Origin of the sequence: Polaromonas sp. CF318, assembly GCF_000282655.1 — a bacterium.
Lineage (GTDB): Bacteria > Pseudomonadota > Gammaproteobacteria > Burkholderiales > Burkholderiaceae_C > Polaromonas.
Window position 1 is genome coordinate 1 of sequence record NZ_AKIV01000005.1, and the last position, 26,462, is coordinate 26,462.

Genomic DNA, 26,462 nt, shown 5'->3' on the forward strand with positions numbered 1-26,462 from the left:
GCCGAGTTTCATGAGTGCGGCTGCCACCGCCGGTGCTGCCTTGGCCGGGTCGGCCGTGCCGTCGCTGGGTGAGAAGACGCCGCCCTTCCACGTGCGGCCGGTCGCCAGGCCCCGCTCCGAAGCCTCCTGGCCGCTCAGCATATGGGTGGTCACGCCGGCGGTGATCGCGAATTCGCGCCACTTGGCCCAGCCCGCAATCTGGGCTTCGTCATCGCTGAGATAGAGCAGGCCGCAGCGCTTGAAGCCCGTGTCTTCGCCGCTGTCGGCGGCAAACTGGTCCCAGAGTTCCAGGCTGCGGGTGGCCATGGGCAGTTCGCGCGCGTCGCGGTTCTGCTGGCGGCACCAACCCCAGTTGCGGCTCGATTGCTCGGCGCCGATGCGGCCTTTTTCGACCAGGGCGACGGACATGCCGCGCCGGGCCAGGTAGTAGGCGGTAAAGACACCGATGATGCCGCCGCCGATCACGACGACGTCGGCGCTGGCCGGCGGGGTGGGCGAAGTCTCGAGGAGGCGCAGCGGTTGGGACATGGATGGATTCTGGTCGTTGTTTCGCATCTGTGCGCGTTGTGTCAGGGTTGTGGTCATGCCGGCTGCTCCTGCCCGAATCCCAGGATGGCCTTGGTCTCAAGGTATTCCTGCAGGCCTTCCAGCCCGTACTCGCGGCCGTTGCCCGAACGCTTGTAGCCGCCGAAGGGGGCGTGCGGGCTCCAGGCCGGGTTGTTGATGTGCACCTGCCCGGAGCGGATGCGCGCCGCGACGGCGCGCGCCGCGGCCAGGTCCTGGCCCTGGACGTGCGCGCCCAGGCCGTAGACCGTGTCGTTGGCGATCTCCACGGCTTCGTCCACGCTGCCGTAGGGAATGATGCAAAGCACCGGCCCGAAAATTTCCTCCTGCGCGATCCGCATCTGCGGGTCCACGCCCGAGAAGACGGTGGGGCGCACATAGAAGCCGCGCTCCAGGCCCTGCGGCCGGCCGGGGCCGCCACAGACCAGCTGGGCGCCTTCGTCGATTCCGGCGGCGATCATTTCCTGCACTCGCTGGAACTGCGCGCGGTTGGCCACGGGGCCGTGCGTGGTTCGCTCCGAGCGCGGATCGCCGACGACCAGCGCGGAGACCGCCTCGCGCGCGATCCGCTCGACCTCCGCCAGGCGCTCGCGCGGCACGAGCATGCGGGTCGGGGCGCTGCAGGACTGGCCGACGTTGCGCATGCCCGAGGCCACGCCGGCCGTCACGGCACGCGTGAAGTCCGCATCCGGCAGGATGACGTTGGGCGATTTGCCGCCGAGCTCCTGGGCGACCCGCTTGACCGTGGGCGCGGCGGCTTGCGCCACCAGGACGCCGGCGCGGGTCGAGCCGGTGATCGAGATCATGTCCACGTCGGGGTGCGCGGCCATGGCCGCACCCACCTCCGGCCCATCGCCGTTGACGAGGTTGAACACACCCGCGGGGACGCCGGCGTCGTGCACCACCTGCGCGAAGAGCAGGGCGCTCAGGGGGGACAGCTCGCTGGGCTTGAGCACGACGGTGCAGCCCGCCGCCAGTGCGGGGCCGACCTTGGCGGTGATCTGGTAGAGCGGCCAGTTCCAGGGCGTGATCAGCGCGCACACGCCGATGGCTTCGCGCAGGATGGCGGTATCTCCGCGATGGGTGAGGAAGGGATAGCTGCTCACGCTGTCGCGGGCCACCCGGATATGCGCCGCCGCGTTCGGCACCTGGGCGCTGCGCGCCGTGGCGATGGCGGCGCCCATCTCGAGCGAGATCGCCTGGGCGAACAGTTCCACCCGCTCGAGGATCAGGCTGTGCACGCGGTCAAGGATCGCGGCCCTGTTTTGCGCGGGGCTGGTGGACCAGGCCCCGAAAGCGCGCCTTGCCTCGGCCACGGCCGAGGCGACGTCCTGCGCGTTGCCCAGGGCGATCTCCGCGACGGCCTCCTCGGTCGACGGGTCGATGACGCGGGCCCGGGCTTGCCCCGAGGGCCGGACCCATTCGCCGCCTATGAAAAGGCGATCCAGGTGGCCGGCGCTTTTGAGTTGTTCGACGAGGTGCCTTGTGTCGTCTTTTTCCATGCTTGCCCTCTAAAAAGAATCGAGGTCATCGTAAGCCCTTGCCGTGGAATTGATCTGCCGTTTAAGCGCAGGCATTCGGCATGAACGGTGCGCAAGCGGCGCACAACCGCAGCATCTGCGGCGGCTGTTCAATAGCATTCATTGCATGGCGCCGGCGATCCACGCCCCGGCTTTTCACCACCCTTGCAGGAGGACGTTTCCATGAGCTTTCGTCCCAAGTCCACAGGCTTTGGCGGCCACGGCGCTTCGGCCTGTGTCCCCTTGCGCCGGAAGGCCTGCGGCACCTGCGAGGGCGGGCGGCAAGCCGCCGGGGAGGCGCCGCACACCATGCCGCCGGCCATCCGCAAAACCGCAGTTTTAACCAAGCGCCCCCGTACGATCGGGGTATATCCCCGGCCGCGCGGTGCTCCAATGCCTTTACCCCACCACGAGAAACCAGGAGAACACCATGGCAGATAAGAAGCAGCTGGACGGCCTGATCGGCCCTGAAGAGAGCACGCGCATTCTTGGTGCGTTGCAACGCGGCGCCAGCCGGCGCGATGTACTGGCCATGCTGGCGGCCGGCGGCATGCAGGCCACGCTGGCCGGCGGCATTGCCGGGATCGCCTCGAGCGCACAGGCGCAAACGCAAACGCCGCGCAAGGGCGGCCGCATCAAGGTGGCGGGCGCGGTCTCTTCCGTGAGCGACACGCTGGACCCGGCCAAGCAGGCCAACCAGGCCGACTATGCCCGCGGCTTTACCTTCTACAACGGGCTGACCTGGCTGGACAGCAGCCTCGCACCCCAGCCCTCGCTGGCCGAGGAATTCACCACCAAGGACGCGAAGACCTGGGTCTTCAAGCTGCGCAAGGGCGTCACCTTCCACGACGGCAAGCCGCTGGCGCCGGCCGACGTGGTGTTCTCGCTGATGCGGCACAAGAACCCGGCCACCGGCTCCAAGGCCAAGGTGCTGGCCGACCAGATCGAGGACGTGGCGGCCACCGGGCCCAATGAAGTCACCGTCCGCCTGGTGGCGCCCAATGCCGACCTGCCGGCCATCCTGGCCACCTACCACTTCCACATCGTCAAGGACGGCACCACTGACTTCAATGCCGGCATAGGCACCGGCCCCTACAAGGTCAAGGAGTTCAAGCCCGGCGTGCGTTCCATCGGCGTGCGCAATGAGAACTACTGGAAGCCCGGCCGTCCCTACCTGGACGAGATCGAGTACGTGGGCATCGCCGACGAGTCGGCGCGCGTGAACGCGCTGCTGGCCGGCGAGCTGGACCTGATCGGCACGGTCAATCCGCGCTCCATCGACCGCATCAACGGCAGCGGCAAGGCCGCCATCTTCGAGACCAAGGGCGTGTCGTACACCGACCTGATCATGCGGCGCGACACCGGCCCGGGCGCCAACCCGGACTTCGTGATGGCCATGAAGCTGCTGTTCAACCGCGAGCAGATGCTCAAGTCCATCCAGCTGGGCCGCGGCGTGGTGGCCAACGACCAGCCCATCGCACCGGGCAACCGCTTTTTCGCCAAGGGCCTGCCGCAGCGCCCCTACGACCCCGAGAAAGCCAAGTGGCACCTGAAGAAGGCCAACCTGGGCAGTGCCGCCATCCCGATGGTGGCTTCCCCCGCCGCGACCAGCTCGGTGGAGATGGCCCTGGTGCTGCAGCACGCGGCGCGCCAGGCCGGCCTGAACCTGGATGTGCGCAACATGCCGGCCGACGGGTTCTGGTCGCAGCACTGGATGAAGCACCCGGTGGGCTTCGGCAACGTCAACACACGCCCCACGGCCGACCTGGCCCTGACGCTGTTCTTCAAGTCCGATGCGCCGTGGAACGAAGCGGGCTGGAAGAGCGAGAAGTTCGACCAGCTGCTGGTGGGCGCGCGCGCCGAAACCGACGTGGCCAAGCGGGCGCAGATGTACGCCGACATGCAGACCCTGGTCAACCAGGACGGCGGCATCGGCATCCCGATGTTCCTCTCCAGCCTGGACGGCCACAACAAGAAGCTCAAGGGCCTGCAGACGAACCCGCTGGGCGGGATGATGGGCTACGGCTTCGCTGAACACGTCTGGCTGGAGGCATGACTCTCTCCCGAAGCGCTTTCGGCGCTTCCCCCTCGAGGGGGGCGAGGCCCGCGGCTCCAGACCGACCTGCGTCGGTCTGGACGGGACGAGCGGTGGCTACCTCTGGTAGCCACGCGGCCTGCAAGGCCCCGCTGCGGCCCGGCAAAGCCGGTTCCGCGCCGGCACTTGATACGGAAAAAATGCCATGAACCTCACTATCCTGAAACTGGTTGCCGGCCGGATCGTCTCCGGCCTGGCCTCGCTGCTGGCGGTGTCGGTGGTGGTGTTTGCCATCACCGCCGTGCTGCCCGGCGACGCGGCCGAAGAGAAGCTGGGGCAGGACGCCACACCCGAGGCGGTGGCGGCGCTGCGCAAGGAGATGGGCCTGGACCGCAGCGCGGTACTGCGCTACTTCGACTGGCTGGGCGGCATGGCCAGGGGCGATGCGGGCAAGTCGGTGGTCACCGGCATGCCGGTGGGTGACGCCGTGAACAGCCGCCTGCCCGCCTCGCTGCTGCTGGCCGCGGTGACGACGGCGTTTGCCGTGCCGCTGGCGCTGGGGCTGGGCATCCTGTGCGCCTTGCGGCGCGGCTCGGCTTTCGACCGTTTCACCAGCATGGCGACGGTGGCCGTCGTGTCGGTGCCGGAATTCCTGGTGGCCACACTGGCCGTGCTGGTGTTCGCGGTGCAGCTGAAATGGCTGCCCGCGCTGTCGTACGCGGTCGACATTTCGTCGCCCGGCGAGATGCTGCGCTCCTTCGCCTTGCCGGTGCTCAGCCTGGGCAGCGTGATCGTGGCGCAGATGCTGCGCATGACGCGCGCGGCCGTCATCGACCAGCTGGCGGCGGCCTATATCGAGATGGTGCGGCTCAAAGGCGCGAGCGCCGCGCGCACCGTGCTGTTCCACGCGCTGCCCAACGCCATCGGCCCCATCGCCAACGCGGTGGCGCTGAGCCTGTCCTACCTGCTGGGCGGCGTGATCATCATCGAGGTGATCTTCAATTACCCGGGCATCGCCAAGCTCATGGTGGACGCGGTCGCGCAGCGGGACATGCCGCTGGTGCAGGCCTGCGCCATGATCTTTTGCGCCGCCTACCTGATCCTGGTGATGCTGGCCGACGTGTGCGGCATCGTCGCCAACCCACGATTGAGGCACCAATGAACGTTGTAACCCTTGTCCCTTCGACGGCGGCCACCAAGCGCCGCGCCTGGCTTGCGGGCTGGTCGCGCGCCGGCAAGTTCGGCCTGGCCGTGCTGGCCTTCTGGGTGGCCGTGGCGATCTACGCCTGCTTCATTCCCGACAGCGCGCTCGGCGAGATGTCCGATGCCGGCGTGTTCCAGGGCATGGGCGCGCAGCACTGGCTGGGCACCGACTACCTGGGCCGCGACATGCTCACGCGCATCATCGTGGGCACGCCCTACACCATAGGCGTGGCCTTTGTCGCGACGCTGATCGCCTGCGGCGTGGGGGCGGTGCTCGGCCTGCTGGCCGCGGTGACGGGCGGCTGGGTGGATTCGGCCCTGAGCCGGCTGCTCGACACCCTGGTCTCCATCCCGAGCAAGATGTTCGCGCTGGTGGTCATCGCCGGCTTCGGCTCTTCCGTCACGTTGCTCATCGCGGTGGCGGCCATCGTCTACACGCCGGGTGCCTACCGCATCATCCGCTCGCTGGCCGTGAACATCAACGCCATGGACTACGTGCTGGTGGCGCGGGCCCGCGGCGAGGGCCACGGCTACGTCATGCGCCGCGAAATCCTGCCCAACATCACCGGCCCGCTGCTGGCCGACATGGGCCTGCGCTTCGTCTATGCCCTGCGCCTGCTGGCCAGCCTGAGCTTCCTGGGCCTGGGCGTGCAGCCGCCCATGGCCGACTGGGGCTCCCTGGTGCGCGAGAACCTGGGCGCCTTGCCGGTGGGCGGCGTCTCGGTGCTCGCTCCCGCGTTCGCCATCGCCGCGCTGACCATCGCGGTCAACCTCGTCATCGACAATTTGCCGGGCCATACCGACGCCGACCGGGAGAGGAAGTGACCCCCCGAAGCGCCTTCGGCGTGGTGCCACCGCCAGAGGCGGTGGCTCTTCGCAGCCGTCCAGACCTGCGCGGGCAGGTCTGGAGCCGCGGCTACTCAGCCCCCCGCAGGGGGCGCACCCTGCGGCCCGGCAAAGCCGGTTCCGCGAGTGCCCTCGAACGGATCTTCGGCCTTCATACATCGCGGGTATTCCGCAGCATGGATAACTGACATGGGTACTACTGTCCTCGTGAATGAGCTGCGTGTCGTGGCGCAGGCCGCCGGCGGCGGCGAAACGGAAATTGTCAAAGGCGTGTCCTTCCGCATCGAGCCCGGCGAGGTGCTGGCGCTGATCGGCGAGTCCGGCTCCGGCAAGACCACCATAGGCCTGGCGCTCATGGGCTATGCGCGGCACGGCTGCCGCATCGCCGGCGGCAGCGTGCGCATCGGCGACACCGATGTGCTGGCGCTGTCCGAATCCGAACGCCGCCAGCTGCGCGGCCGGCGCGTTTCGTACATCGCGCAGAGCGCCGCCGCCTCGTTCAACCCGTCGCGCACCATCATGGACCAGGTGGTGGAGACCGCGCGCATCCACTCGCTGATGCCGCGCGCGGAGGCCGAGAAAAAAGCCGTGACGCTGTTCCGCGAGCTGGCGCTGCCGCAGCCCGACACCATAGGCCAGCGTTACCCGCACCAGGTCTCGGGCGGGCAGCTGCAGCGCCTGATGGCCGCGATGGCGCTGATGAGCGACCCCGACCTGGTGATCTTCGACGAGCCCACCACGGCGCTGGACGTCACCACCCAGATCGAGGTGCTGCATGCCTTCCGGCGTGTGGTGCGCGAACGCAAGACCACGGCGGTCTACGTCACCCACGACCTGGCGGTGGTCGCCCAGATGGCCGGCCGCATCCTGGTGCTGCGCGACGGCGCCGAGCGTGAAATCGGCACCACGCAGCAAATCATCACCACGCCCAAGGACGACTACACGCGCAGCCTGATCGCCGCGGCCAACCCCAAGGCGCGCACGGGTGAGGCGCACGCCGAGGGCGCCACGCCGCTGCTGGAAGTGCGCAACCTGGTTGCCGGCTACGGTCCGCTGGACAAGCACGGCCGGCCCGCCTCCCCGGTGCTGGACGACGTGAGCCTGCGCCTCTACCGTGGCCAGGCGATCGGCGTGATCGGCGAGTCCGGCTCCGGCAAGACCACGCTGGCCCGCGTCGTCGCCGGCCTGATTGCGCCCGCCGGCGGCCAGGTCATGTTCGACGGCAAACCGCTGCCGCGCCTGGTGAGCCAGCGAACGCCTGAGGAGCTGCGCCGCATCCAGATCGTGTTCCAGATGGCGGACACGGCGCTCAATCCCTCGCACACCATCGCCGAGATCCTCGCGCGGCCGCTGCAGCTGTACCGCGGCCTGAAGGGCGAGGCGCTGGACAGGCGCATTGCGCAGCTGCTCGACCTCGTGCAACTGCCGCAGGCCTGCGCCCGGCGCCTGCCCGCGGGGCTGTCCGGCGGGCAGAAGCAGCGCGTCAACCTGGCGCGCGCGCTGGCCGCCGACCCCGACCTGATCCTGTGCGACGAGGTCACCTCCGCGCTGGACACGGTGGTGGGCGCCGCCATCCTGGACCTGCTGGCGCAACTGCGCAAGGAGCTCGGGGTGTCGTACATGTTCATCAGCCATGACATGAACACCGTGCGCGCGGTGTGCGACGAGATCGTGGTGCTGTATTCCGGCCAGAAGGTGGAGTCGCTGACCCGCTCGGCCTTCGCGCAGGCGCCGCGCCATCCCTACTTCCACCTGCTGGCCAATTCCGTTCCGGAGCTGCGCCAGGGGTGGCTGGAAGAAGTCGGGACGGCGCAGCGCGCGGCCCTGCCGCTGGTGCAGGCGCCCATAGACCGCGCGGGCATTTGCAGCTTCCTGGACCGATGTCCCTTGCGCGTCGCAGGTTTGTGCGACAGCAAGACGCCGCCGCGGCATGAACTCGAAGGCGGCGTCGAAGTGTTCTGCCACCGCAGCGCCGGCGAACTGCTGCAGCTGCAAAAGACCAGGGCGCCATCGCAGGAACACACGGCCTGACCCGCAAGGCTCGATGCCGGGCGCGCCGCGTGCGTGCGCGTAGAGATCGACGGCCCGGGCGCCGTCGGGACTTGTTTCATCTGAACTTGAACTGATTGAACTGACATGGAAACACTGAACTGCATAGAGGGCCGCTGGCAGGCAGCCCGGGACGGCCGCCAATTTGAGGTGCGCAACCCGGCCGACGACAGCCTGATCGCCACCATTCCCGATGGCGGCGCCGCCGACGCGCGCCTGGCCGCCGATGCCGCCGCGCAGGCGCTGCCCGCCTGGAAGGCGCGCCCGCCGCGCGAGCGCTGCCTCATCCTCAAGAAATGGCAGGCGCTGATAGAGCGCGACGTGGAAGCGCTGGCCGCGCTGATCTCGCGCGAGCAGGGCAAACCGTTGGCCGAATCGCGCGGCGAGATCGCCTATGCCGCCGGCTATGTGGAATGGTTCGCGGAAGAGGGCGTGCGCGCCCATGGCGAAGTGATTGCCGCGCCCGTCACCTCCAAGCGCTACATCGTGCTCAGGGAGGCAATCGGTGTCGTGGCCGTGGTCACCCCGTGGAACTTTCCGGCCGCGATGATCGCGCGCAAGATCGCGCCCGCGCTGGCGGCCGGCTGCACGGTGGTCGCCAAGCCGGCCGAAGACACGCCGCTGACTTCCCTGGCACTTGTGAAGCTGGCCGAGGAGGCGGGCGTGCCGCCCGGCGTTCTGAACATCGTGGCGGCCTCGCGTGAACGCACGCCTGAAGTGGTGGGCGAGTGGCTGGCCGACGCCCGTGTGCGCAAGATCAGTTTCACCGGCAGCACGCCGGTGGGCAAGCTGCTGGCGCGCGAATCCGCGGCCACGCTCAAGAAGCTCTCGCTCGAGCTCGGCGGCAATGCGCCCTTCATCGTGTTCGAGGATGCCGACATCGACGCGGCCGTCGAGGGCCTGATGCAGGCCAAGTTCCGCAACGGCGGCCAGACCTGCGTGAGCCCCAACCGCGTCTTTGTGCACCAGGCGGTGCATGAGCGCTTCGTCGACAAGCTGGCGGCCCGCGTGGGCGCGCTGCGCGTCGGTCCCGCGACCTGGCCGCAGGCCGAGATAGGCCCCATGATCAACGCCCGCGCGGTGGAAAAGATAGAGCGCCATGTGAACGACGCGGTGGCCAGGGGCGCCAAGGCGGTCGTCGGCGGGCGCCGCGTGCGCAGCGATGTCGCCACCGGGCCCCACTATTACGCCCCCACGGTGCTGACCGGTGCGACGAAAGAGATGGCCTTGTCCTGCGAGGAGACTTTCGGTCCCGTGGTGCCCATCTTCCGCTTTGCGAGCGAAGAGGAAGTCATTCGCGAATCCAACGACACCCCTTACGGCCTGGCCGGCTATTTTTATTCGAACGACGTCAAGCGCATCTGGCGCGTGGCCTCGGCGCTGGAGACCGGCATGGTCGGCATCAACGAAGGCGCCATCGCCGCGCAGGCCGCGCCCTTCGGCGGCGTGAAGGAATCGGGCTACGGCCGCGAAGGCTCGCACTGGGGCCTGGACGAATACCTGCACACCAAATACCTCTGCCAGGGTGGGCTGGTATGAAAGTCCTGGTGCTCGGCGCCGGCGTGATCGGCACCACCACCGCCTACTACCTGGCCCGGGCGGGCCATGAGGTGACGGTGGTCGACCGCCAGGCCGGCCCCGCGCGGGAAACAAGCTTTGCCAATGCCGGCCAGGTGTCGCCGGGCTACGCGGCGCCCTGGGCCGCGCCCGGCGTGCCGCTCAAGGCGCTGCGCTGGATGTTCCAGAAGCATGCGCCGCTGGCCATAGGCCTGGACGGCAGCATGGACCAGCTGCGCTGGATGTGGCAGATGCTGCGCAATTGCAGCCCACAGCGCTATGCGGTGAACAAGGAGCGCATGGTGCGGCTGGCCGAATACAGCCGCGACTGCCTGGCGCAACTGCGCGAAGGCACCGGCCTGCGCTACGAAGGCCGCGAGGGCGGCACCCTGCAGGTGTTCCGCACCCAGGCGCAGCTCGACGCCGTCGGCAAGGACGTGGCCGTGCTGCGCGCCGCGGGCGTGCCTTATGAGCTATTGGGGCCTGAGGAGCTGGCGCGCGCGGAACCGGCTATCGCCACCGGGCCGCTGGTGGGCGGCCTGCGCCTGCCCGGTGACGAAACCGGCGACTGCCACCTGTTCACCACCGGGGTCGGCCACCTGGCCCAATCCATGGGCGTGCGTTTTTCCTTCGGCGAGTCCATCGACCGCGTCGAAGTCTGTGCCGGCCGGGTGGCCGGCGTGCTGCAGGGCGGCCGCCTGCTGAAAGCCGATGCTTATGTGATGGCGCTGGGCTCGTACTCCACGGCCATGCTGTCGGAGGCTGTGAAGATCCCCGTCTATCCGGTCAAGGGCTATTCGATCACCGTGCCGGTCGCCGATGCGGGCCGCGCGCCGGTGTCCACCGTGCTGGACGAGAGCTACAAGATCGCCATCACACGCTTTGACCGCCGCATCCGCGTGGGCGGCATGGCGGAGCTGCGCGGCTTTGACCTGAACCTGAACCCGCGGCGCCGCGAAACGCTGGAGCTGTGCCTGAACGACTTGTTCCCTGGCGCGGGCGACACCGCGGCCGGCAGCTTCTGGACCGGCCTGCGGCCCATGACCCCGGACGGCACACCGCTGGTGGGTTGCACGCCGCTGCCCAACCTGTACCTGAACACCGGCCACGGCACGCTGGGCTGGACCATGGCCTGCGGCTCCGCGCGCGTGCTGGCCGACCTGATGAGCGGCCACGCGCCCGAGATACGCGCCGACGATCTTTCGGTGCAGCGCTACGCGCAGCCGAAGCCGCGGCCATGGACCGGCCCCTGCACCGAAACCGGGCTGAGTACCTGACACCGGCACTGTAAAGAAGAACCTAAAGACGTAAAGACGTAAAGACGTAAAGCCGGGCCGTAGACTCCGCGGCTGGCCAGCCGGCTTGCCGCTCGCCCTTAGCGATGCGCTTTCAGCGCCTGATGCAGGTAGTCGTAAAACATCTTTGCCGGCGCGCGCAAGGTCGTGCCGCGCAAGGTGGCCAGGCCCAGTACACGCGACACCGCCGGTGCGACCAGCGTGACGCCGACCATCGACGGGTGCCGTTTCGGCAAGGCCAGGCGCGGTACGGCCGCAAGCCCGAGCCCCGCATCGACCATGCCGAGCAAGGTTGCAATGTGGCTCACCTCAAGGCGGTATGACGGATTGACGCCCGCCTTGGCCAGCGCGTCGTCCAGCAACTGGCGGTTCCCGCTGGTGCGCGCGACCGCGATCAGGCGCTCGGTTTCCAGGCTCTTCCACGATATCGTCTTGCGCCCGGCGAGCGCATGGCGGCGCGGCATGGCCACCACAAAGGGGTCGGTGTGTATCGGCTCGAAATCCACGCCGGGTACCTGGTTGCCCATGAAGCTGATGCCGAAATCCGACTCGCCCGACACCACGCTGGCCATCACCGCGCCCGCGGCTTCGTCGATCACCCGCACGCGGATCAGCGGGTAGCGCTCCGAGAACGAGCTCACGACCGAGGGCAGGAAATGGATGGCCGCGGAAGGCACGCAGGCCACGGTGACCCGGCCGGTGCGGCTTGCGGCGATGTCGGTGATGCCGAGCATGGCGGACTCGAGGTCGTCCAGCGCGGCGCGCGCGCGATCAAGAAACACCTGGCCGAGAGCCGTCAGTTCGACGTCACGCGTGGTGCGCTTGAAGAGCCTCGCGCCCAGGATGGTCTCGAGCTTGTCGATGCGCCGGCTCAAAGCCGGCGGCGAGAGGTGGATATGGTCGGCCGCCGCGCGAAAGCTCCCGCGCTCGGCCACCGCCACGAAGGCCTCGAGCTGCTGCAAATCGAAATTGATGCGTGCCATGCACCAATACTAGCAAAAGTTGCACTTCACGGAATGCCTGAGCGGGCCGATGATGCGCCCAGTGACAAAAACGAAGGAGACAATTTCATGCCGGTACTGCATCCCATAAAACTTTCCCTCGCGCTGGCGCTCGGCGCCGGCCTGCCGGCGCTCATGCCCGGCCAGGCATTCGCCCAGACCTGGCCGGCCAGGCCCGTCACCGTCGTCGTGCCGACCTCCGCGGGCGGCGCCAACGACGCCATGGCGCGCATCATTGCCCAGGGCCTGAGCGCCCGGATAGGCCAGCCGGTCATCGTCGAGAACAAGGCCGGTGCCAACGGCGCGATCGCCAGCGACTTCGTCGCGCGCGCGGCGCCGGACGGCTACACCATCATGTTCGGCTACATCGCCACGCACGGCATCAACCCGGCACTGCAGAAGCTGAGGTACGACCCCGTCGCTGATTTCGAGCCCATAGGCATGGTGGCCGCGTCGCCCACCGTGATGGTGGCCAACAAAGATGTTCCCGTGAAAAACGCCAGGGAAATGGTCGACTACCTGAAGGCCAAGCCCGGCACCTACAGCTACGCCACGGCCGGCAACGGCACGGCGCCGCACATCGCGGGCGAGCTGTTCAAGCTGTCGGCCGGCGTGGACGTGACCAGCGTTCCGTACAAGGGCTCGGCACCCGCCGTGCTCGACACCATCGCCGGTAGCACGCAGTACATGTTCCCCAGCCTGTTCACCGCGTACCCGCAGATCAAAGGCGGCAAGCTCAAGGCGCTGGGCATCGCCAGCGACAAGCGCTCCGCCGTGCTGCCCGACGTCCCCACGCTGGCCGAACAGGGCATCGCCAACGTCAGCATGTCGCAGTGGTACGCCATGTTCGCGCCCGCGAAGACGCCCAAGGCCGTGGTCGCCAGGCTCAATGCCGAGATGAACGCCGTGCTGGCCGACAAGGGCGTGCAAAAGCGCATCGAGGACCAGGGAGCCGAAGTGGAAACCAGCACGCCCGAGCAGCTCAAAACCCTGGTGCAAAAAGAGGTGGCACGCTGGAAAGCCGTCGTGTCGGCCGCCCGGATCAAGGCCGAGTAGTACCCGGTAATTTCTTTCCCTTGACGGACATCACCATGAATTTGCAAGACTGGATTGGCCGCAGCGAGACGGTGGAGGACATCGCCACCGCCACGCCGTACGCGGCGCTGTCGGCCACACTGGACCGCCCTGACACCGCGCGCCCCGTGCCGGGCACGCCGCTGCCCTGCCTCTGGCACTGGCTGTATTTCCTGCCCATTCATGCGCAGTCGGAGATCGGGCCGGACGGCCACGCGCGGCGCGGCGGTTTCCTGCCGCCCGTTGCGCTGCCGCGCAGGATGTGGGCCGGCAGCGATTTCGAGTTCCACGAAGCATTGTGTGTCGGCGATGCGCTGGCGCGCACCTCGACCATCGTCGACGTGAAAGAGAAAAGCGGCCGCACCGGCAGCCTGGTGTTCGTGAAGGTGCGCCACGAGATTCGCCGCAACGGCGCCGCGGGCGTGGCCCTGACCGAGCACCACAACATTGTCTACCGCGCGGCGCCCACGCCGGGCGACGTGGCCCCGCCGCCACAGGCCGCACCGGCCGAGTTCGATTGGGTGCGCCGCATCACCGCCGACGACGTGCTGCTGTTCCGCTATTCGGCCCTCACCTTCAACGGGCACCGCATCCACTACGACCGCAAGTACGTCACCGAGGTCGAGGGCTACCCGGGCCTCATCGTGCACGGCCCGCTGATCGCCACGCTGCTCATGGACTTGCTGCGCCGGCACATGCCCGACGCCACGGTACGCAAATTTGAATTCAAGGCTGTCCGGCCCACCTTCGACGTCAACCCCTTCTCCATCCACGGCCAGCCTTCGGCCGACGGCAAAAGCGTGCACCTGTGGGGGCGCGACCACGAAGGCTGGCTCACGATGGATGCCACCGCCACGCTGGCCTGAGGAGACCCCATGCAACCGCTCAAGGGCATCACCGTCGTCACCCTCGAACACGCCATCGCCGCGCCGTTTGCCACGCGGCAACTCGCCGACATGGGCGCGCGCGTCGTCAAGATCGAACGGCCCGGCGTGGGCGACTTCGCGCGCAGCTACGACAGCCGGGTGCGGGGCCTGGCGTCGCACTTCGTCTGGACCAACCGATCCAAGGAAAGCCTGACGCTGGACGTCAAGCACGAGGAGGCGCGCAAGATCCTCATGCGCCTGATCCTCGAAGAGGCCGACGTCGTGGTGCAAAACCTCGCACCGGGCGCCGCCGCGCGGCTCGGCCTGTCGTACGAAGCATTGGCCAAGCGCAAACCCGGCATCATTGTCTGCGACATCTCGGGCTATGGCGGCGACGGCCCGTACCGCGACAAAAAAGCCTATGACCTGCTGATCCAGAGCGAGGCCGGTTTCGTTTCGGTGACCGGCACGCCCGACACGCCGTCCAAGGCCGGCCCGTCGATCGCCGACATCGCAGCCGGCATGTATGCGTACACCAACATCCTGGGCGCCCTGATGCACCGCCGGCAGACGGGCGAAGGCCAGCATATCGACATTTCCATGCTCGAGTCGCTCTCGGAGTGGATGAGCTATCCGCTCTACTACGCCTTCGAAGGCGCGGCGCCGCCCCAGCGCACGGGCGCCAGCCACGCGACCATCTACCCTTACGGCCCGTTCCTGGCCGGTGACGGCAAGACCGTGATGATGGGCCTGCAGAACGAACGCGAGTGGAAGGGGTTTTGCGAGAAGGTGCTGCTGCAGCCCGCGCTAGCCAGCGACCCGCGTTTTGCCGGCAATGCACAGCGCAGCGCCGCCCGCGAAGCGCTTTCCTCGCTGATTGTTGAAGCCTTCAGCACACTGACCGCCGCGCAGGTTGTGGAGCGGCTGGAGGCCGCAGGCATCGCCAACGCGCAGGTCAACACCATGAACGAGCTGTGGGAGCATCCACAGCTCCAGGCCCGCGCCCGCTGGCGTGAAGTCGACACACCGGCGGGTGCCGTGCCCGCCCTTTTGCCGCCGGGCTCCTGGCAACACGGCGCGCCGCGGATGGACGCCGTGCCCGCGCTGGGCCAGCACACCGAAGCCATCCTGCACCACTTCGGCTACAGCGCCGACCAGCTTGCCCAGCTGCGCGCGGAAGGCGCCGTATGAGCTCATCGCAGGCCGTTCCGCTGAGCTACCTGTTCGTGCCGGGCCACCGGCCCGAGCGTTTCGCGAAGGCCCTGGCTTCGGGTGCGGACCGCGTCATCATCGACCTGGAAGACGCGGTCCCGCCCGCCGGCAAGGCCGCCGCGCGAGAAGCCGTCGCGGCGTGGATGTCCTCCGCCAGCGATGAGATTCGCGGCAAACTGTTGATCCGTATCAACGACGCGAGCACGGGCTGGTACGCGGACGACCTGCGGCTCCTGCGGCAGATACGGGCAGCCTGCGTGATGCTTCCGAAATGCGAAAGCAGGCGGCAGCTTGCCGACGTTCTCGCTCCACTCGATGCGAGCGCCACCGCGCTACCGCTGGTCGAAACAGCGCGTGGCCTGCTTGCCGCCCTGGACCTTGCCACCGCACCGGGCGTCGCACGCCTGGCCTTCGGCTCGCTCGACTACATGGCCGACCTCGACATTCCCGCCGACAGTCCGGCGTTGCAGCATGCCGCGATCCAGCTTGCCATTGCTTCACGCGCCGCGGGCTTGCCGCCGCCCGTGGCCGGCGTCACGCCCGACATCGACGCGGACCGCGTTGCCGCCGACATGGCGCAGGCCCGCAGCCTCGGCTTCGGCGCCAAGATGTGCATACACCCAGCGCAGCTTGCCGCCGTGCATGGCGCGCTGCGGCCCGGCGCCGAAGAGCAGGACTGGGCACAGCGCATCCTGGCTGCCTGGCATGCAGCCGGTGGCGGCGCCTTCCAGCTCGACGGGAAGATGGTCGACCGCCCGGTCGTCCTCAAAGCCGAACGCCTCATGGCCCTGGCCGCACGCATTCCCTGATTTTCATCAAACACGCAACCCAACGGAGAACCCGACCCCATGTCCTCAACCATCATCGACTCAAAAATCTTCGGCGACATGTTCAGCGATGCCGCCATGCGGCATGTCTGGTCGGACGAAAACCGCACCGCCAAATACCTGGACATCGAGCGTGCGCTCGCCAAGGTCCAGGGGGCCCTGGGCATCATTCCCAAGGAGGCGGCCGAAGAGATCGTGAAGAACTGTGAGCCCGGCCAGATCGACTGGGCAAAGCTCAAGGCCAAGACCGAGCAGATCGGCTACCCGATCATTGCCGTGGTCAACCAGATCAACGCCCATTGCAAGGACGGCCTGGGCGAGTATTGCCACTGGGGCGCCACCACGCAGGACATCACCGACACGGCCGCCGTGCTGCAGATCCGCGAGGGCCTCGCGCTGGTCGAGGCCGACCTCGCGGACATCTCGGCCTCGCTCGCCAAACTGGCGCGCACCCACCGCGACACGCCCATCATCGGCCGCAGCAACCTGCAGCAGGCCACGCCCATTACCTTCGGCTACAAGATGGCCAGCATTCTCGCGGGCATAGAGCGGCACCGCGAGCGCCTCACGCAACTCAAGCCGCGGGTGCTGGTCGGCGAGTTCGGCGGCGCGTCGGGCACGCTGTCTTCGCTTGAAAAAGGCGCGATGGAAACCCAGGCCGGCCTCATGAAGGAGCTCGGGCTCGGCCAGCCTTTGATTTCGTGGCACACGGTGCGCGACAACTTCGCCGAAGTGGGCGCCTTCCTCGGCATCGTCGGTGGTTCGCTCGGAAAGATCGCGATGGACGTGAAACTGCTGATGCAGACCGAAGTCGCGGAGGTGTTCGAGCCCTTCGCGCCCGGCCGCGGCTCATCGTCGACCATGCCGCAAAAGCGCAACCCGATCTCCTGCCTCTACATCCATGCCAACATCTCCGTGGTGCGCCAGCTGGCCGCCTCGCTGATGGACGCCATGGTCGCCGACCATGAGCGCTCCACGGGTCCCTGGGAAATCGAATGGGTGGCCATGCCCGAGATTTTCTGCCTGATATCGGGCGCGCTGAAACAGACGAAGTTCATCCTCGCCGGTCTCGAAGTCGATGCCGCGCAGATGCGCCGCAACATTGACATGACCCATGGCCTGGTGATGTCGGAGGCCGTCATGATGGGCCTGGGCCCCTACATAGGGCGCGAATACGCGCACGACCTGGTCTACGACATCTGCCGCGACGCGCTCAAGCAGCAACGGCCGCTGATCGAGCTGCTGGCGGAACATCCGGAGATCAACAAGCACGTGACGCGCGAACAGCTCGCCTCGTTCTGTGATCCCATGAACAACCTGGGCCAGGCGGGCGTGATGGTCGACCGGGTACTGGCGTCGATCAAGCCCTGATCGACGCCCCCGGGGGCGTCGCCGCATACGGTCCGATGAGGGTATCGCGCCGTATGCCCATGCCGATGTCAATGCTTGTGCTCAAGCACGCGCCTCGCCCAGGCGCGGCTCGGGCTGCGGTAGCCTGGGCGCTTTGTTCAGCAAGCCCAGCACCACCTGCAGCGCCATTGCAATCGCACCGACGATGAACACGACGTCGCCGAAGGTGCGTATCCAGCGCAGGTTCTGCAGCAGGGGCTGTTGCATGAATTCCTCGCTGCGCGCGTACCACAGGCCTTCGCTGACGCTGGCGTGGAACTGGATGATCCCGATGGGCAGCAGGCTCGTGAAGATCATCAGCACCAGGCCGGCGTTGAGGCCCCAGAACGCGGTCTTCATCAAGGGCGCGCTGAAAACATGGTCCGGGCGCAGGTAGCGCAGCACCAGCAGCGTGAAGCCCAGCGCCAGGAATCCGTACACCCCGAACAGCGCGGCATGGGCGTGCACCGGCGTGGTGTTCAGCCCCTGGATGTAGTAAAGCGACATCGGCGGGTTGATCATGAAGCCGAAGACACCCGCGCCCAGCATGTTCCAGAAGGCGACGGCGACGAAGCACATCATCGGCCACTTGAGGTTTTCCATCCAGGCGGCGCGCGCCTTGAGCCGCCAGTTCTCCCAGGCTTCGTGGCCCAGCACGATCAGCGGCACCACCTCGAGGGCGCTGAAACTTGCGCCGACCGCCATCACCGGCGTGGTGGTGCCGGCGAAATACATGTGGTGAAAGGTTCCGGGGATGCCGCCCAGCATGAACAGGGAGGCCGATGCCAGGCTCGCGGCCGTGGCCATGCGCAGCGAGACCAGGCCTAGCGTGGAGAAGATGAAGGCCAGCGCCGTGGTGGCGAAGACTTCGAAGAAGCCTTCCACCCAAAGATGGACCACCCACCAGCGCCAGTACTCCATGACCGACAGGTGGGTGCGCTCGCCGTAGAAAAGGCCGGCGCCGTAGAACAGGCCGATGGCGCCCACCGAGGCCGTGAGCAGCGCGAGCAGGTTCTTGTCGCCGCCCTTCTTCAGCAGCGCCGGGATGACGCCGCGCAGCATCAGCACCAGCCACAGCAGGATGCCGGTGAACTTGCCGATCTGCCACAGGCGCCCCAGGTCCACGTACTCGTAGCCCTGGTGTCCGAGCCAGAAATTCCATTCTGGCGGCATCACCTGCGCGATCGCCAGGTAGTTGCCGGTGAAGGAGCCCACAACGACGGCGACCAGCGCCCAGAACAGCACGTCCACACCGATCTTCTGGAACTTCGGGTCCTTGCCGCCGTTGATCAGCGGCGCGAGGAACAGGCCCGCGGCCAGGAAGCCGGTGGCGATCCAGAACAGGGCGGCCTGGATGTGCCAGGTGCGGGTCAGCGCATACGGAAACCAGCGCGAGACATCGAGGCCGTAGAACTGCTGCCCTTCGACGGTGTAGTGCGCGGTGAATCCGCCTATGAAGACCTGGAAGATGAACAATGCCACGACCAGGAACAGGTACTTGCCCAGGCCTCGCTGCGAGGGCGTGAGTGCAAAGGCGGTCAGGGGGTCGCGCGCGGCGGGGGCCGGCAGCGGCTCGTCGTGCTTGCGCAGGAAAGCCCAGGCCCAGACCAGGAAGCCCACGCCGGCCAGCAGCACCACGATGCTGGCGATCGACCAGACAATGTTTTCGCTGCTCGGCCGGTTGCCGATCAGCGGCTCGTGAGGCCAGTTGTTGGTGTAGGTGACTTTCTGGCCGGGGCGTTCGGTGGCGGCCGCCCAGGCGGTCCAGAAGAAAAACTGCGTCATCTGCCGGCGCCGCTCGGCATTCGGCAGCGTGTTCTCCTTCATCGCGAAGTGCTCGCGGCTTTTCTGGAGCGAGGGCGCGTCGGAGAACAGCTTGTCGTAGTAGTCGGCCGTCTGGGCGATGGCCTGGACGCGGCGCGCCGACAGCTTGAGCACCTGCGCCTGGTCGACGCGGTTGCCGCGGTACTCGGCCTTGAGCTGTTCGCGCAGCGCGGCTTGCGCCGGCCCGTCGAGCGCGGCGTAGGCCTTGCCGTGCAGTTGCTGCGCGGCCAGCTCCAGCCAGGCTGTCAGTTCGCGGTGCAGCCAGTCGGCGGTCCAGTCCGGTGCCTGGTAGGCCCCGTGGCCCCAGATGGAGCCCAGCTGCATGCCGCCTACCGACTGCCAGGCCGTCTGGCCGTCGAGGATGCCCTCGCGGTCGAACAGGACCTTGCCGTCCGGGGCGCTCACCTGTGCGGGAATCGGCGGCGCCTGGCGGTAGACCTCGGTGCCGTAGTAACCCAGCAGCGAGAAGGTGACGATCAGCACGCCGATCAGCGTGAACCAGAGTTTTTTGTATGAGCCCATGGGATTCTCCTTGGTCAACGGGGGGCGTGCTTACAACGCGCCGGCTTTGTAGACGCCGGGCACCGCCTCGCCGGTGACTTCGAGCACGCCGACCGCGCCCTTGCCGGCGCGCGACAGTGCGTGGTCCACCAGCAGGTAGCTTCCCGGGTGCTGGACCTTGATCTCGACGATGGTCGCGCCGCCGGGTGCCACCAGCGTGGTCTGCACGTCGTGCTTGAGGCCCGTGAAGGAGCCCTCGCTGTACACGGTGTCGAAGATCTCGCCGATGACGTGGAAAGACGAGATCTTGTTGGGGCCGCCGACGCCGAAGTAGATGCGCACGGTTTCACCCACCTTGGCCTGCAGCTTGTGGGTCTTGCTCAGCGCACCGACTTCGCCGTTGAAGACGTAGTAGTCGGGCAACTCGTTGGCCATCTTCTCGAGGTCGGCCTCCTGGTGCCCCTTGGCGCCGTGCGGACGGCCCGTGTACATCTCGCCCTGCATCACGTAGTACTCGCGGTCCACCTTGGGCAAGCCGCCCTCGGGCTCGACCAGGATCATTCCGTACATGCCGGCGGCGATGTGCTGCGGCACCAAAGGCGTGGCGCAGTGGTACACGTACAGGCCCGGGTTGAGCGCCTTGAAGGTGATGGCCTTCTCCTGGCCCGGGGCGACCTGCGTGTGTTCGCCGCCGCCATGGCCGCCCGTCACCGCGTGCAGGTCGATCGAATGGATCATCTTGCTGTCGCGGGCGTTGGCCAGCGTCAGCTCTACGGTGTCGCCGACGCGGGCGCGCAGCATGGGGCCGGGCACCTGGCGGTTGAAAGTCCAGTAGGTAAAACTCGTGCCGTCGTCGAGCTTGCCGGGCAGCTCGACCGTTTCCATGCGGTACTTCAGGGTCTTGGGAGCCCGGGCCCCCTCGGCGGCCGGCACCGCGGCCGGGTTGGCGGCCACGCTGACCGCGGACGGGTCGGCTGCGCGCTGCGGCACGGGGGCCGGGGTGTAGAGCGCCAGCGCGGCCTGGCTGGAGTCGCTGCCGGCCGGCGCGGCGGCCTTGGCGCTGGCGGGGCCGCTGACCTGCAGCCGGCCTTCCATGCCGATCTGCCGGTGGCCGGGGATGGAGCAGTAGTAGGTGAAGGTGCCGGAGCGCGGGACCTTGAAGCGCAGCGTGGTCTTGCCGGTGCTGCCGCTGAACTTGGACGAGGCGACATTCAGCTCGGGAATCACCAGGTCGTGCTCCGCGCCTTCCCCGCTTTCCAGCACGATCTCGATCGTGTCGCCCGCGTTGGCGCTAAGGGTCGGGTTCACCTGTCCTTTGTCGCCGATGAACACCATTTTGCCGTCGACGATGTTGGTGTGCAGCGCGTAGCGCCGGGTCCCGGCGGGTGCAGCCGCGCTGGAAGTGCCGGCGGGTGCGGCAGCGGTGTGCGCCGAGTGGGAAGCGGGCTGTGCCTGCACGGACAAAGCCGCGGCGAGGAGACAGATGGCGGCGGCGATGGCGCCGGGGGAGGGGGTCCGTTTCATAGGGCTTTTCCTTGGTCTTTTGTGCCGATTCGGCAGTCCTGACTGTGGGGGCGGCGCGCCACACAGGCTTGTCCTAGATCAACACCCCGCCGAATAGAGGGACTGGACCTGTCATACGCGGCCGTCGCCGGCGGCCTGCGCCACGGGTGCATCAGGCCGATAATCGGAACCCTTGACCATTCAGGGACTGGGGGTAAACACTATGGCCTTGCTGGGACGCGCCGCTGTCGCGATGTGGTGGAACATGGCGGCTGAGCGACGGGAAGAGTTCGAACACTGGCATTCGCACGAACACTTTCCCGAACGCATGGGCATCACGGGCTTTCTGCGCGGGTCGCGCTGGGCCAGTGCCGATGGCGCCGGTCATGGAGAAGGTTTCTTCGTCCTGTATGAGCTGGAGGACTACGAGACCCTCACCTCCAGCGGCTATATGGAGCGCCTGAACAAGCCCACGCCCTGGTCCACGAAGATGATGCCGCACCACCGCGACATGGTCCGGAGCCAGTGCCGGCTGCTTTACAGCACCGGCGGCGGCATCGCTCGCCATGCACTGACCGTGCGCTTGTCGCCGGCTGAGGGCCGGCATGCGGAACTGCTTGAACACTTCGCGGCGCTCGGGCCCGCATTCGCCAGCCAGCCCGGCGGCGTCGCCTTTCATGTGCTGCGCACCGACACGCCGCAGGCCGCCAGTACCAGGGAGCAGCAGATTCGCGGCGGCAAGGACGGCTCGGCCGACTGGATCGTGCTTGCCATGGCCTACGATGCGTCGGCGCTGGATTCGCTGCGGCGGGAGGCTTTGGGTGAAAGCCTTGAGCGCCACGGCGCCCAGGCCGGTGCACTGAGCGGCCGCTACCAGCTGGCCTATGCGGCCAGCGCAGATGACCTGAAGTGAGCGTGTCAAACCCACTGCAGCCGCGAAGATTGGTGTAGGGGAGCCGGGCGCGACAAGCGCAACAAGACATCGATCAACGCAGCGCCAGGCGCGCAAATCCGGAGAGATACCCAACGGGCTGCGTAGATCAATCACCACAGGGATGGCCTCTTGCTCCAGAATCGCATCCATGACAAGCCCCAAACTGCTCATCGAAGTCGCGGACGGCATCATGGCCCTGTCCTTGAACCGCCCCGACAAACTCAATGCCATCGACAACGAGCTGGCGCGTGCGCTGCTTGCCGCCCTTGAGCAGGCCGCGCGCGACGACGGTGTCAGGGTGCTGCTGCTGCGCGGCAAGGGCCGGGCGTTTTGCGCGGGGAGGGATGTCGGTGCGCCGCCCACGGAGGACGACCTGGTCCTGGTGCAGGCCGTGGCCAAGGCGCTGGTGTGCCTGCCCAAGCCGGTGATCGCCGCCGTCCATGGCTGGACCGTGGGCGCCGGCTTCGAGTGGATGCTGAACGCCGACATCGTGGTCGCGGCGGAAAGCGCGCGCTTCAAGCTGCCCGAGGCATCGCTTGGGGTTTTTGTGACGGGTGGATTGACGGCGACGCTGCCCGCCTATGCGGGTGTTGCGCGCGCCAAGGCGCTGATGCTGCTGGGCGAAGCGTTCTCGCCGGTGCAGGCGCAGGCCTGGGGACTGGTCTGGAAAGTGGTTCCCGACCCTGAACTCGAATCGGTTTCCCGGCAGGCAGGCGCGACGCTGGCGGCGCTTTTGCCGGACGTCGCCGCCCGCTACAAACGGGTGCTCAACGAAATCGGGCTTCGTCATTTTGACGAGGCCATTACGCTTGAGAACGATGCGCAGCGGGCGCTGGGAGGCCGCGCGCAGGCCTAGCTGTGTGGATCTGCCTGCATCACAGGCTCAAATCTCCACGGCACCCAACAGGGCACCTTAGCCTTTTCCGACCGAACTCCACTTCTGCCGGGCCACATACCCCCGCATGAAGTCGGCAACCGCCTGGGCTGCCGGCGACAGCGGGCGTTCCTTCTTGGTCAGCAGGTAAAACTTGCGGCTGAGCTTGGGGGCCAGCAGCAATCGGGTTTGCAGGCCGTAAAGATCCAGCAGCGAGGCGGCATACGGCAGGCAGGTCGTCACACCCAGGCCGGCATTCACCATGCTGAGGGCGGTGGTCATGAAGGTGACCTCGATATCGGGGTTCAGCGCCAGGCTGCCGGATGCGGCCTGCAGATCCGCGCTCAGCATCTGTGTGTACTCCCCTTGCAGGGAAATCAGCGGATGGCGGGAGATATCCGCCCAGGTCACGCGTTTGAGCTTGCCCAGCGGATGGCCCGGCGGAAACACCGCGACGAACGGTATGTCGAACAGGCTGTGCGTTGCGATTTCATAGGACGCCGCGCGTTCCGGCCCAATGGCGAAGTCGACCTCGCCGCTGTGCACCTTGGGCTGCACCGCCTCCAGCGCGCAGTCGGAAAGGCGGATCTGCACGCCCGGGTGCTGCTGGTTGAACGCGGCGATGACCTCGGGCATCAGCGTACAGGCCATCAGCTGCGGCGCCGCGACCCGGACCACGCCGCTCTTCAAGGCCTTCAGGTCATGGATGGTGTGGAAGGCTTCGTCAAGGTCCTGCAGGATGCGAACCGCCAGGGGCAGGAACTCGCCGCCGACTTCGGACACCTGGACTTTGCGCGTGCTGCGGTAAATCACCTGCACGCCCAGAACCTGCTCCAGCTCCTTGATCAGGCCGCTCAAGGCCGACTGCGTGATGTGCAGCTGGCTGGCGGCTTCGGTAAAGCTGGCGGATTTGGCAACGGCCACAAAAGCACGCAGCTGGCGCAAAGTGACATTCATCAGATAAACCAATAAGTTGATATGAAAAAGTTGATTGAATAATAAGCCAGATTGATTTCTACTCCCATCGGCCACAAAGCGCCCCGCGCACCATTCCAACGCCTACCAGGAGACAACCATGCCTTACCTCAATCTCGGGGCTCGCCTCGCCATGCTGCTGGCCGCCATCGCGGTATCCGCCGGCGCGCAAGCCCAGGCCCCGGCCCAGGGCTTCCCCGGCAAGCCCGTGAAATGGATCGTGGGTTATCCCGCCGGAGGCGGGTCGGACTTTCTGGCGCGCACCGTCGCGGCCCAGATGTCGGTGCAAATGGGCCAGCCGGTCATGATCGACAACCGTGCGGGCGCCGGCGCCATTGTGGGCGCCGAGGCGGCGGCCAGGTCGCCGGGCGACGGCTACACCCTTTTTACCGCCGACAACGGCGTGCTGGTCTACAACCCGGCGCTTTACAAGAAGCTGCCCTACGACCCGGCGCGTGATTTCGCCCCCCTGGGCCTGATGGCGCGGACGCCGCTGCTGATCGTCGCCGCGCCCAATGCCGGCATCCGCAATGCCCGGGAGCTGCTCGATGCGCTGAAGAAAAATCCCGGAAAGCTGAGTTACGGCTCGCCGGGAAACGGTAGCCCCCATCACCTGGCCATGGAACTCTTCAAGAACCGGACCGCGTCTTTTGTGGTGCACGTTCCCTACCGGGGAGCCGCGCCCGCCATGCAGGATGCCATGGGCGGCCAGATACCGCTGATGGTGGTGGATACGTCGACCGGCATGAGCGCCATCAAGGCCGGCAAGCTGGTGCCGCTGGTGGCGTTTTCCGGAAAGCGTGTTGCGCAGCTGCCCGAGGTGCCCACCATGGTCGAGCTTGGCTACAAGGATGTGGAAGCCTATGCCTGGCAGGGCCTGGTGGTTCCCGCCAGCACGCCGGGCGACATCCGCCAGAAGCTTTCGCTGGAAATGCAGGCCGCCGTCAACAACCCGGGCGTGCGCAGGAAACTCGAGGAGTCTTCCTGGGAAGCCGTGCCCGGTGACGCGGTCGTCATGTCGGCCTACACCCTCGTTGAAACAAAGAAGTGGCATGCGCTGATCCGTGAGCGCGGCATCAGCCTGGACCAGTAAGCGGCTCCCTACCTGTTCACGCAACACCCTGGAGACATCCATGACACACCCCCATTCCGCATTCAGCCTCATGCTGGGGCGTACCCTGCTGGGCGCCTTGTTCCTTCTCTCCGGCCTCGCCAAGATCGGGCGCTTCGCCGGTGTCGCCGGCTTCATGGCTTCCAAGGGCCTGCCCGCCGCCGAAATACTGCTGGTGGCCACCATCGTGCTGGAGGTGGCCGGCGGCCTGGCCCTGATCGCGGGCTGGCGTGTCCGGTACGCCGCATGGGCCTTGCTGGTTTTCACCGGCCTGGCCGCGGTGGTCTTTCATGCCTTCTGGGCGGCGGAGGCGCCGGCCTACCAGAACCAGCTGAATCACTTCCTGAAAAATGCCGCCATCATGGGTGGGCTGCTCTGCCTTGGCGCCGTGGGCGCGGGGCCGTGGAGTCTGGATGGGCGTGCGCCGGCAAAGAAATGAAGCTGCCTGCGGCTCAGCGGCTTTCTTTTAACGGGGCCGCTGCGGCAACGCGCTTTCCCGCAAAGCCATGCTGATCCTCCACACCTACTTTCGCAGCTCCGCCGCCTACCGCGTGCGCATCGCACTGGAACTCAAGGGGCTGGCTTACCAGTCCGTCCCGGTGCACCTGGTGCGCGGCGGCGGAGAGCAGCACTCGGCGGCGTTCGCCGCGCTCAACCCGGCCGAGCTGGTGCCTGTGCTGGTTGACGGCCCGGTCACCCTCACCCAGTCGATGGCCATCATGGAGTACCTCGACGAACTGCACCCGGCGCCCGCCCTGCTGCCCCCGGATGCCGCCGGCCGCGCGAGGGTGCGGGCCATTGCCCAGACCATCGCCTGCGAGATACACCCGCTGAACAACCTGCGTGTGCTGCAGCGCCTGGAAGGCACGCTGGGTGCGGATGCGCAGGCCAAAAGCGCCTGGTATGCCCACTGGGTCGCGCAAGGGTTCAAGGTGGTCGAATCCATGCTCAGCGAAGCCGCCGACGGGCGGTATTGCCACGGCGATACGCCCACGCTGGCCGATTGCTGCCTGGTGCCGCAAATCTACAACGCCGGGCGTTTCGGTGTCGCGCTGGATGCCTATCCTCATCTGTGCCGCGTCGGCGAGGCCTGCATGGGGCTGGAGGCTTTTCAACGCGCCGCGCCCGGGGCCCAGGCCGACGCTGCCTGAAAATTTCTCGCTCCTTCCCCCTGGGGGAGGAAGTTCAATACCTACAGCGCCGCAACCAGCTCAGGCACAGCCGTAAACAGGTCGGCCTCCAGGCCGTAGTCGGCCACGCTGAAGATGGGCGCCTCCGGGTCCTTGTTGATCGCCACGATGA

General features: G+C 67.3%; 22 protein-coding genes and 1 pseudogene. 16 read left to right on the top strand and 7 right to left on the bottom strand.

Annotation, left to right across the window (positions count from 1 at the left end; genetic code table 11):
* Together PMI15_RS00520 and PMI15_RS00525 are read right to left on the bottom strand one after the other, a co-directional pair.
* Positions 1 to 528, bottom strand: a 528-nt coding sequence (locus tag PMI15_RS00520; RefSeq protein ID WP_036836953.1) for an FAD-binding oxidoreductase, incomplete at its 3' end; no start/stop codon positions are given.
* 53 nt (positions 529 to 581) lie between these two features.
* Positions 582 to 2,066 (bottom strand): aldehyde dehydrogenase family protein, encoded by a 1,485-nt coding sequence (locus PMI15_RS00525; RefSeq protein ID WP_007862496.1) that lies wholly within the window; start codon positions 2,064 to 2,066, stop codon positions 582 to 584.
* 448 nt (positions 2,067 to 2,514) lie between these two features.
* Here PMI15_RS00525 and PMI15_RS00530 point away from each other — a divergent pair, with 448 nt between their 5' ends.
* The 6 genes from PMI15_RS00530 to PMI15_RS00555 all read left to right on the top strand — a co-directional run bounded on the left by PMI15_RS00530 (position 2,515) and on the right by PMI15_RS00555 (position 11,051).
* The gene (locus tag PMI15_RS00530) at positions 2,515 to 4,140 is read left to right on the top strand and encodes an ABC transporter substrate-binding protein (RefSeq protein ID WP_007862497.1); all 1,626 of its coding nucleotides are present in this window, start codon (positions 2,515 to 2,517) and stop codon (positions 4,138 to 4,140) included.
* 184 nt (positions 4,141 to 4,324) lie between these two features.
* On the top strand, positions 4,325 to 5,281 hold the full coding sequence (locus tag PMI15_RS00535; RefSeq protein WP_007862499.1) for an ABC transporter permease: 957 nt from the start codon (positions 4,325 to 4,327) through the stop codon (positions 5,279 to 5,281).
* Positions 5,278 to 6,147, top strand: a complete 870-nt coding sequence (locus PMI15_RS00540; protein WP_007862501.1) for an ABC transporter permease — start codon at positions 5,278 to 5,280, stop codon at positions 6,145 to 6,147. The genes PMI15_RS00535 and PMI15_RS00540 overlap by 4 nt, the downstream gene beginning before the upstream one ends.
* A gap of 210 nt (positions 6,148 to 6,357) precedes the next feature.
* Entirely contained in the window at positions 6,358 to 8,199 is a 1,842-nt protein-coding gene (locus PMI15_RS00545; protein ID WP_007862502.1) for an ABC transporter ATP-binding protein, read from the top strand.
* Between the two features lie 105 nt (positions 8,200 to 8,304).
* Positions 8,305 to 9,756: an NAD-dependent succinate-semialdehyde dehydrogenase gene (locus PMI15_RS00550; protein WP_007862503.1), complete on the top strand. Its 1,452-nt coding sequence runs from the start codon at positions 8,305 to 8,307 to the stop codon at positions 9,754 to 9,756.
* Entirely contained in the window at positions 9,753 to 11,051 is a 1,299-nt protein-coding gene (locus tag PMI15_RS00555) for a D-amino acid dehydrogenase (RefSeq protein ID WP_007862504.1), read from the top strand. Before PMI15_RS00550 ends, PMI15_RS00555 begins: the two co-directional genes overlap by 4 nt.
* Before the next feature lie 98 nt (positions 11,052 to 11,149).
* Here the strand turns inward: PMI15_RS00555 and PMI15_RS00560 are convergent, their stop codons facing one another.
* The gene (locus PMI15_RS00560; protein WP_007862505.1) at positions 11,150 to 12,052 is read right to left on the bottom strand and encodes a LysR family transcriptional regulator; all 903 of its coding nucleotides are present in this window, start codon (positions 12,050 to 12,052) and stop codon (positions 11,150 to 11,152) included.
* An 87-nt stretch (positions 12,053 to 12,139) separates the two neighbouring features.
* On the opposite strand from PMI15_RS00560, the gene PMI15_RS00565 reads away from it, so the two are divergent.
* From PMI15_RS00565 to PMI15_RS00585, 5 genes are read left to right on the top strand one after another with little or no spacing between them, the layout of a single operon-like run.
* The gene (locus PMI15_RS00565) at positions 12,140 to 13,126 is read left to right on the top strand and encodes a tripartite tricarboxylate transporter substrate binding protein (RefSeq protein WP_007862506.1); all 987 of its coding nucleotides are present in this window, start codon (positions 12,140 to 12,142) and stop codon (positions 13,124 to 13,126) included.
* Positions 13,127 to 13,161: 35 nt separating this feature from the next.
* The gene (locus PMI15_RS00570) at positions 13,162 to 14,010 is read left to right on the top strand and encodes a MaoC family dehydratase N-terminal domain-containing protein (RefSeq protein ID WP_007862507.1); all 849 of its coding nucleotides are present in this window, start codon (positions 13,162 to 13,164) and stop codon (positions 14,008 to 14,010) included.
* 9 nt (positions 14,011 to 14,019) lie between these two features.
* The gene (locus PMI15_RS00575) at positions 14,020 to 15,201 is read left to right on the top strand and encodes a CaiB/BaiF CoA-transferase family protein (RefSeq protein ID WP_007862508.1); all 1,182 of its coding nucleotides are present in this window, start codon (positions 14,020 to 14,022) and stop codon (positions 15,199 to 15,201) included.
* Positions 15,198 to 16,031: a CoA ester lyase gene (locus PMI15_RS00580; RefSeq protein ID WP_007862509.1), complete on the top strand. Its 834-nt coding sequence runs from the start codon at positions 15,198 to 15,200 to the stop codon at positions 16,029 to 16,031. The genes PMI15_RS00575 and PMI15_RS00580 overlap by 4 nt, the downstream gene beginning before the upstream one ends.
* A gap of 39 nt (positions 16,032 to 16,070) precedes the next feature.
* Positions 16,071 to 17,420, top strand: a complete 1,350-nt coding sequence (locus tag PMI15_RS00585; protein WP_007862510.1) for an adenylosuccinate lyase family protein — start codon at positions 16,071 to 16,073, stop codon at positions 17,418 to 17,420.
* A gap of 81 nt (positions 17,421 to 17,501) precedes the next feature.
* Here PMI15_RS00585 and PMI15_RS00590 read toward each other — a convergent pair whose 3' ends face one another.
* Together PMI15_RS00590 and nirK are read right to left on the bottom strand one after the other, a co-directional pair.
* Complete coding sequence (locus PMI15_RS00590) at positions 17,502 to 19,784, bottom strand: nitric-oxide reductase large subunit (RefSeq protein ID WP_007862511.1); 2,283 nt, start codon at positions 19,782 to 19,784, stop codon at positions 17,502 to 17,504.
* A 30-nt stretch (positions 19,785 to 19,814) separates the two neighbouring features.
* Positions 19,815 to 21,287, bottom strand: coding sequence for a copper-containing nitrite reductase (gene nirK / locus PMI15_RS00595; protein ID WP_007862513.1), 1,473 nt, complete (start codon positions 21,285 to 21,287; stop codon positions 19,815 to 19,817).
* 202 nt (positions 21,288 to 21,489) lie between these two features.
* Here nirK and PMI15_RS00600 point away from each other — a divergent pair, with 202 nt between their 5' ends.
* Positions 21,490 to 22,179: a hypothetical protein gene (locus tag PMI15_RS00600; protein ID WP_007862514.1), complete on the top strand. Its 690-nt coding sequence runs from the start codon at positions 21,490 to 21,492 to the stop codon at positions 22,177 to 22,179.
* A 169-nt stretch (positions 22,180 to 22,348) separates the two neighbouring features.
* Complete coding sequence (locus tag PMI15_RS00605) at positions 22,349 to 23,056, top strand: enoyl-CoA hydratase/isomerase family protein (RefSeq protein WP_007862516.1); 708 nt, start codon at positions 22,349 to 22,351, stop codon at positions 23,054 to 23,056.
* A gap of 57 nt (positions 23,057 to 23,113) precedes the next feature.
* On the opposite strand, the gene PMI15_RS00610 is transcribed toward PMI15_RS00605, so the two are convergent.
* Positions 23,114 to 24,031, bottom strand: a complete 918-nt coding sequence (locus tag PMI15_RS00610) for a LysR family transcriptional regulator (RefSeq protein ID WP_007862518.1) — start codon at positions 24,029 to 24,031, stop codon at positions 23,114 to 23,116.
* Positions 24,032 to 24,149: 118 nt separating this feature from the next.
* Between PMI15_RS00610 and PMI15_RS00615 the strand changes: the two genes are divergently transcribed.
* From PMI15_RS00615 to maiA, 3 genes are all read left to right on the top strand, one after another.
* A complete protein-coding gene (locus PMI15_RS00615; RefSeq protein ID WP_007862520.1) occupies positions 24,150 to 25,142 on the top strand; it encodes a tripartite tricarboxylate transporter substrate binding protein in 993 nt (330 codons plus the stop codon).
* Between the two features lie 40 nt (positions 25,143 to 25,182).
* A complete protein-coding gene (locus PMI15_RS00620) occupies positions 25,183 to 25,599 on the top strand; it encodes a DoxX family protein (RefSeq protein WP_007862522.1) in 417 nt (138 codons plus the stop codon).
* Positions 25,600 to 25,669: 70 nt separating this feature from the next.
* Positions 25,670 to 26,311, top strand: a complete 642-nt coding sequence (maiA, locus tag PMI15_RS00625; RefSeq protein WP_202948877.1) for a maleylacetoacetate isomerase — start codon at positions 25,670 to 25,672, stop codon at positions 26,309 to 26,311.
* Positions 26,312 to 26,352: 41 nt separating this feature from the next.
* On the opposite strand, the pseudogene PMI15_RS24215 reads toward maiA, so the two are convergent.
* Positions 26,353 to 26,462 (bottom strand): annotated as a pseudogene (locus PMI15_RS24215) (electron transfer flavoprotein subunit alpha/FixB family protein); the annotation flags it as partial.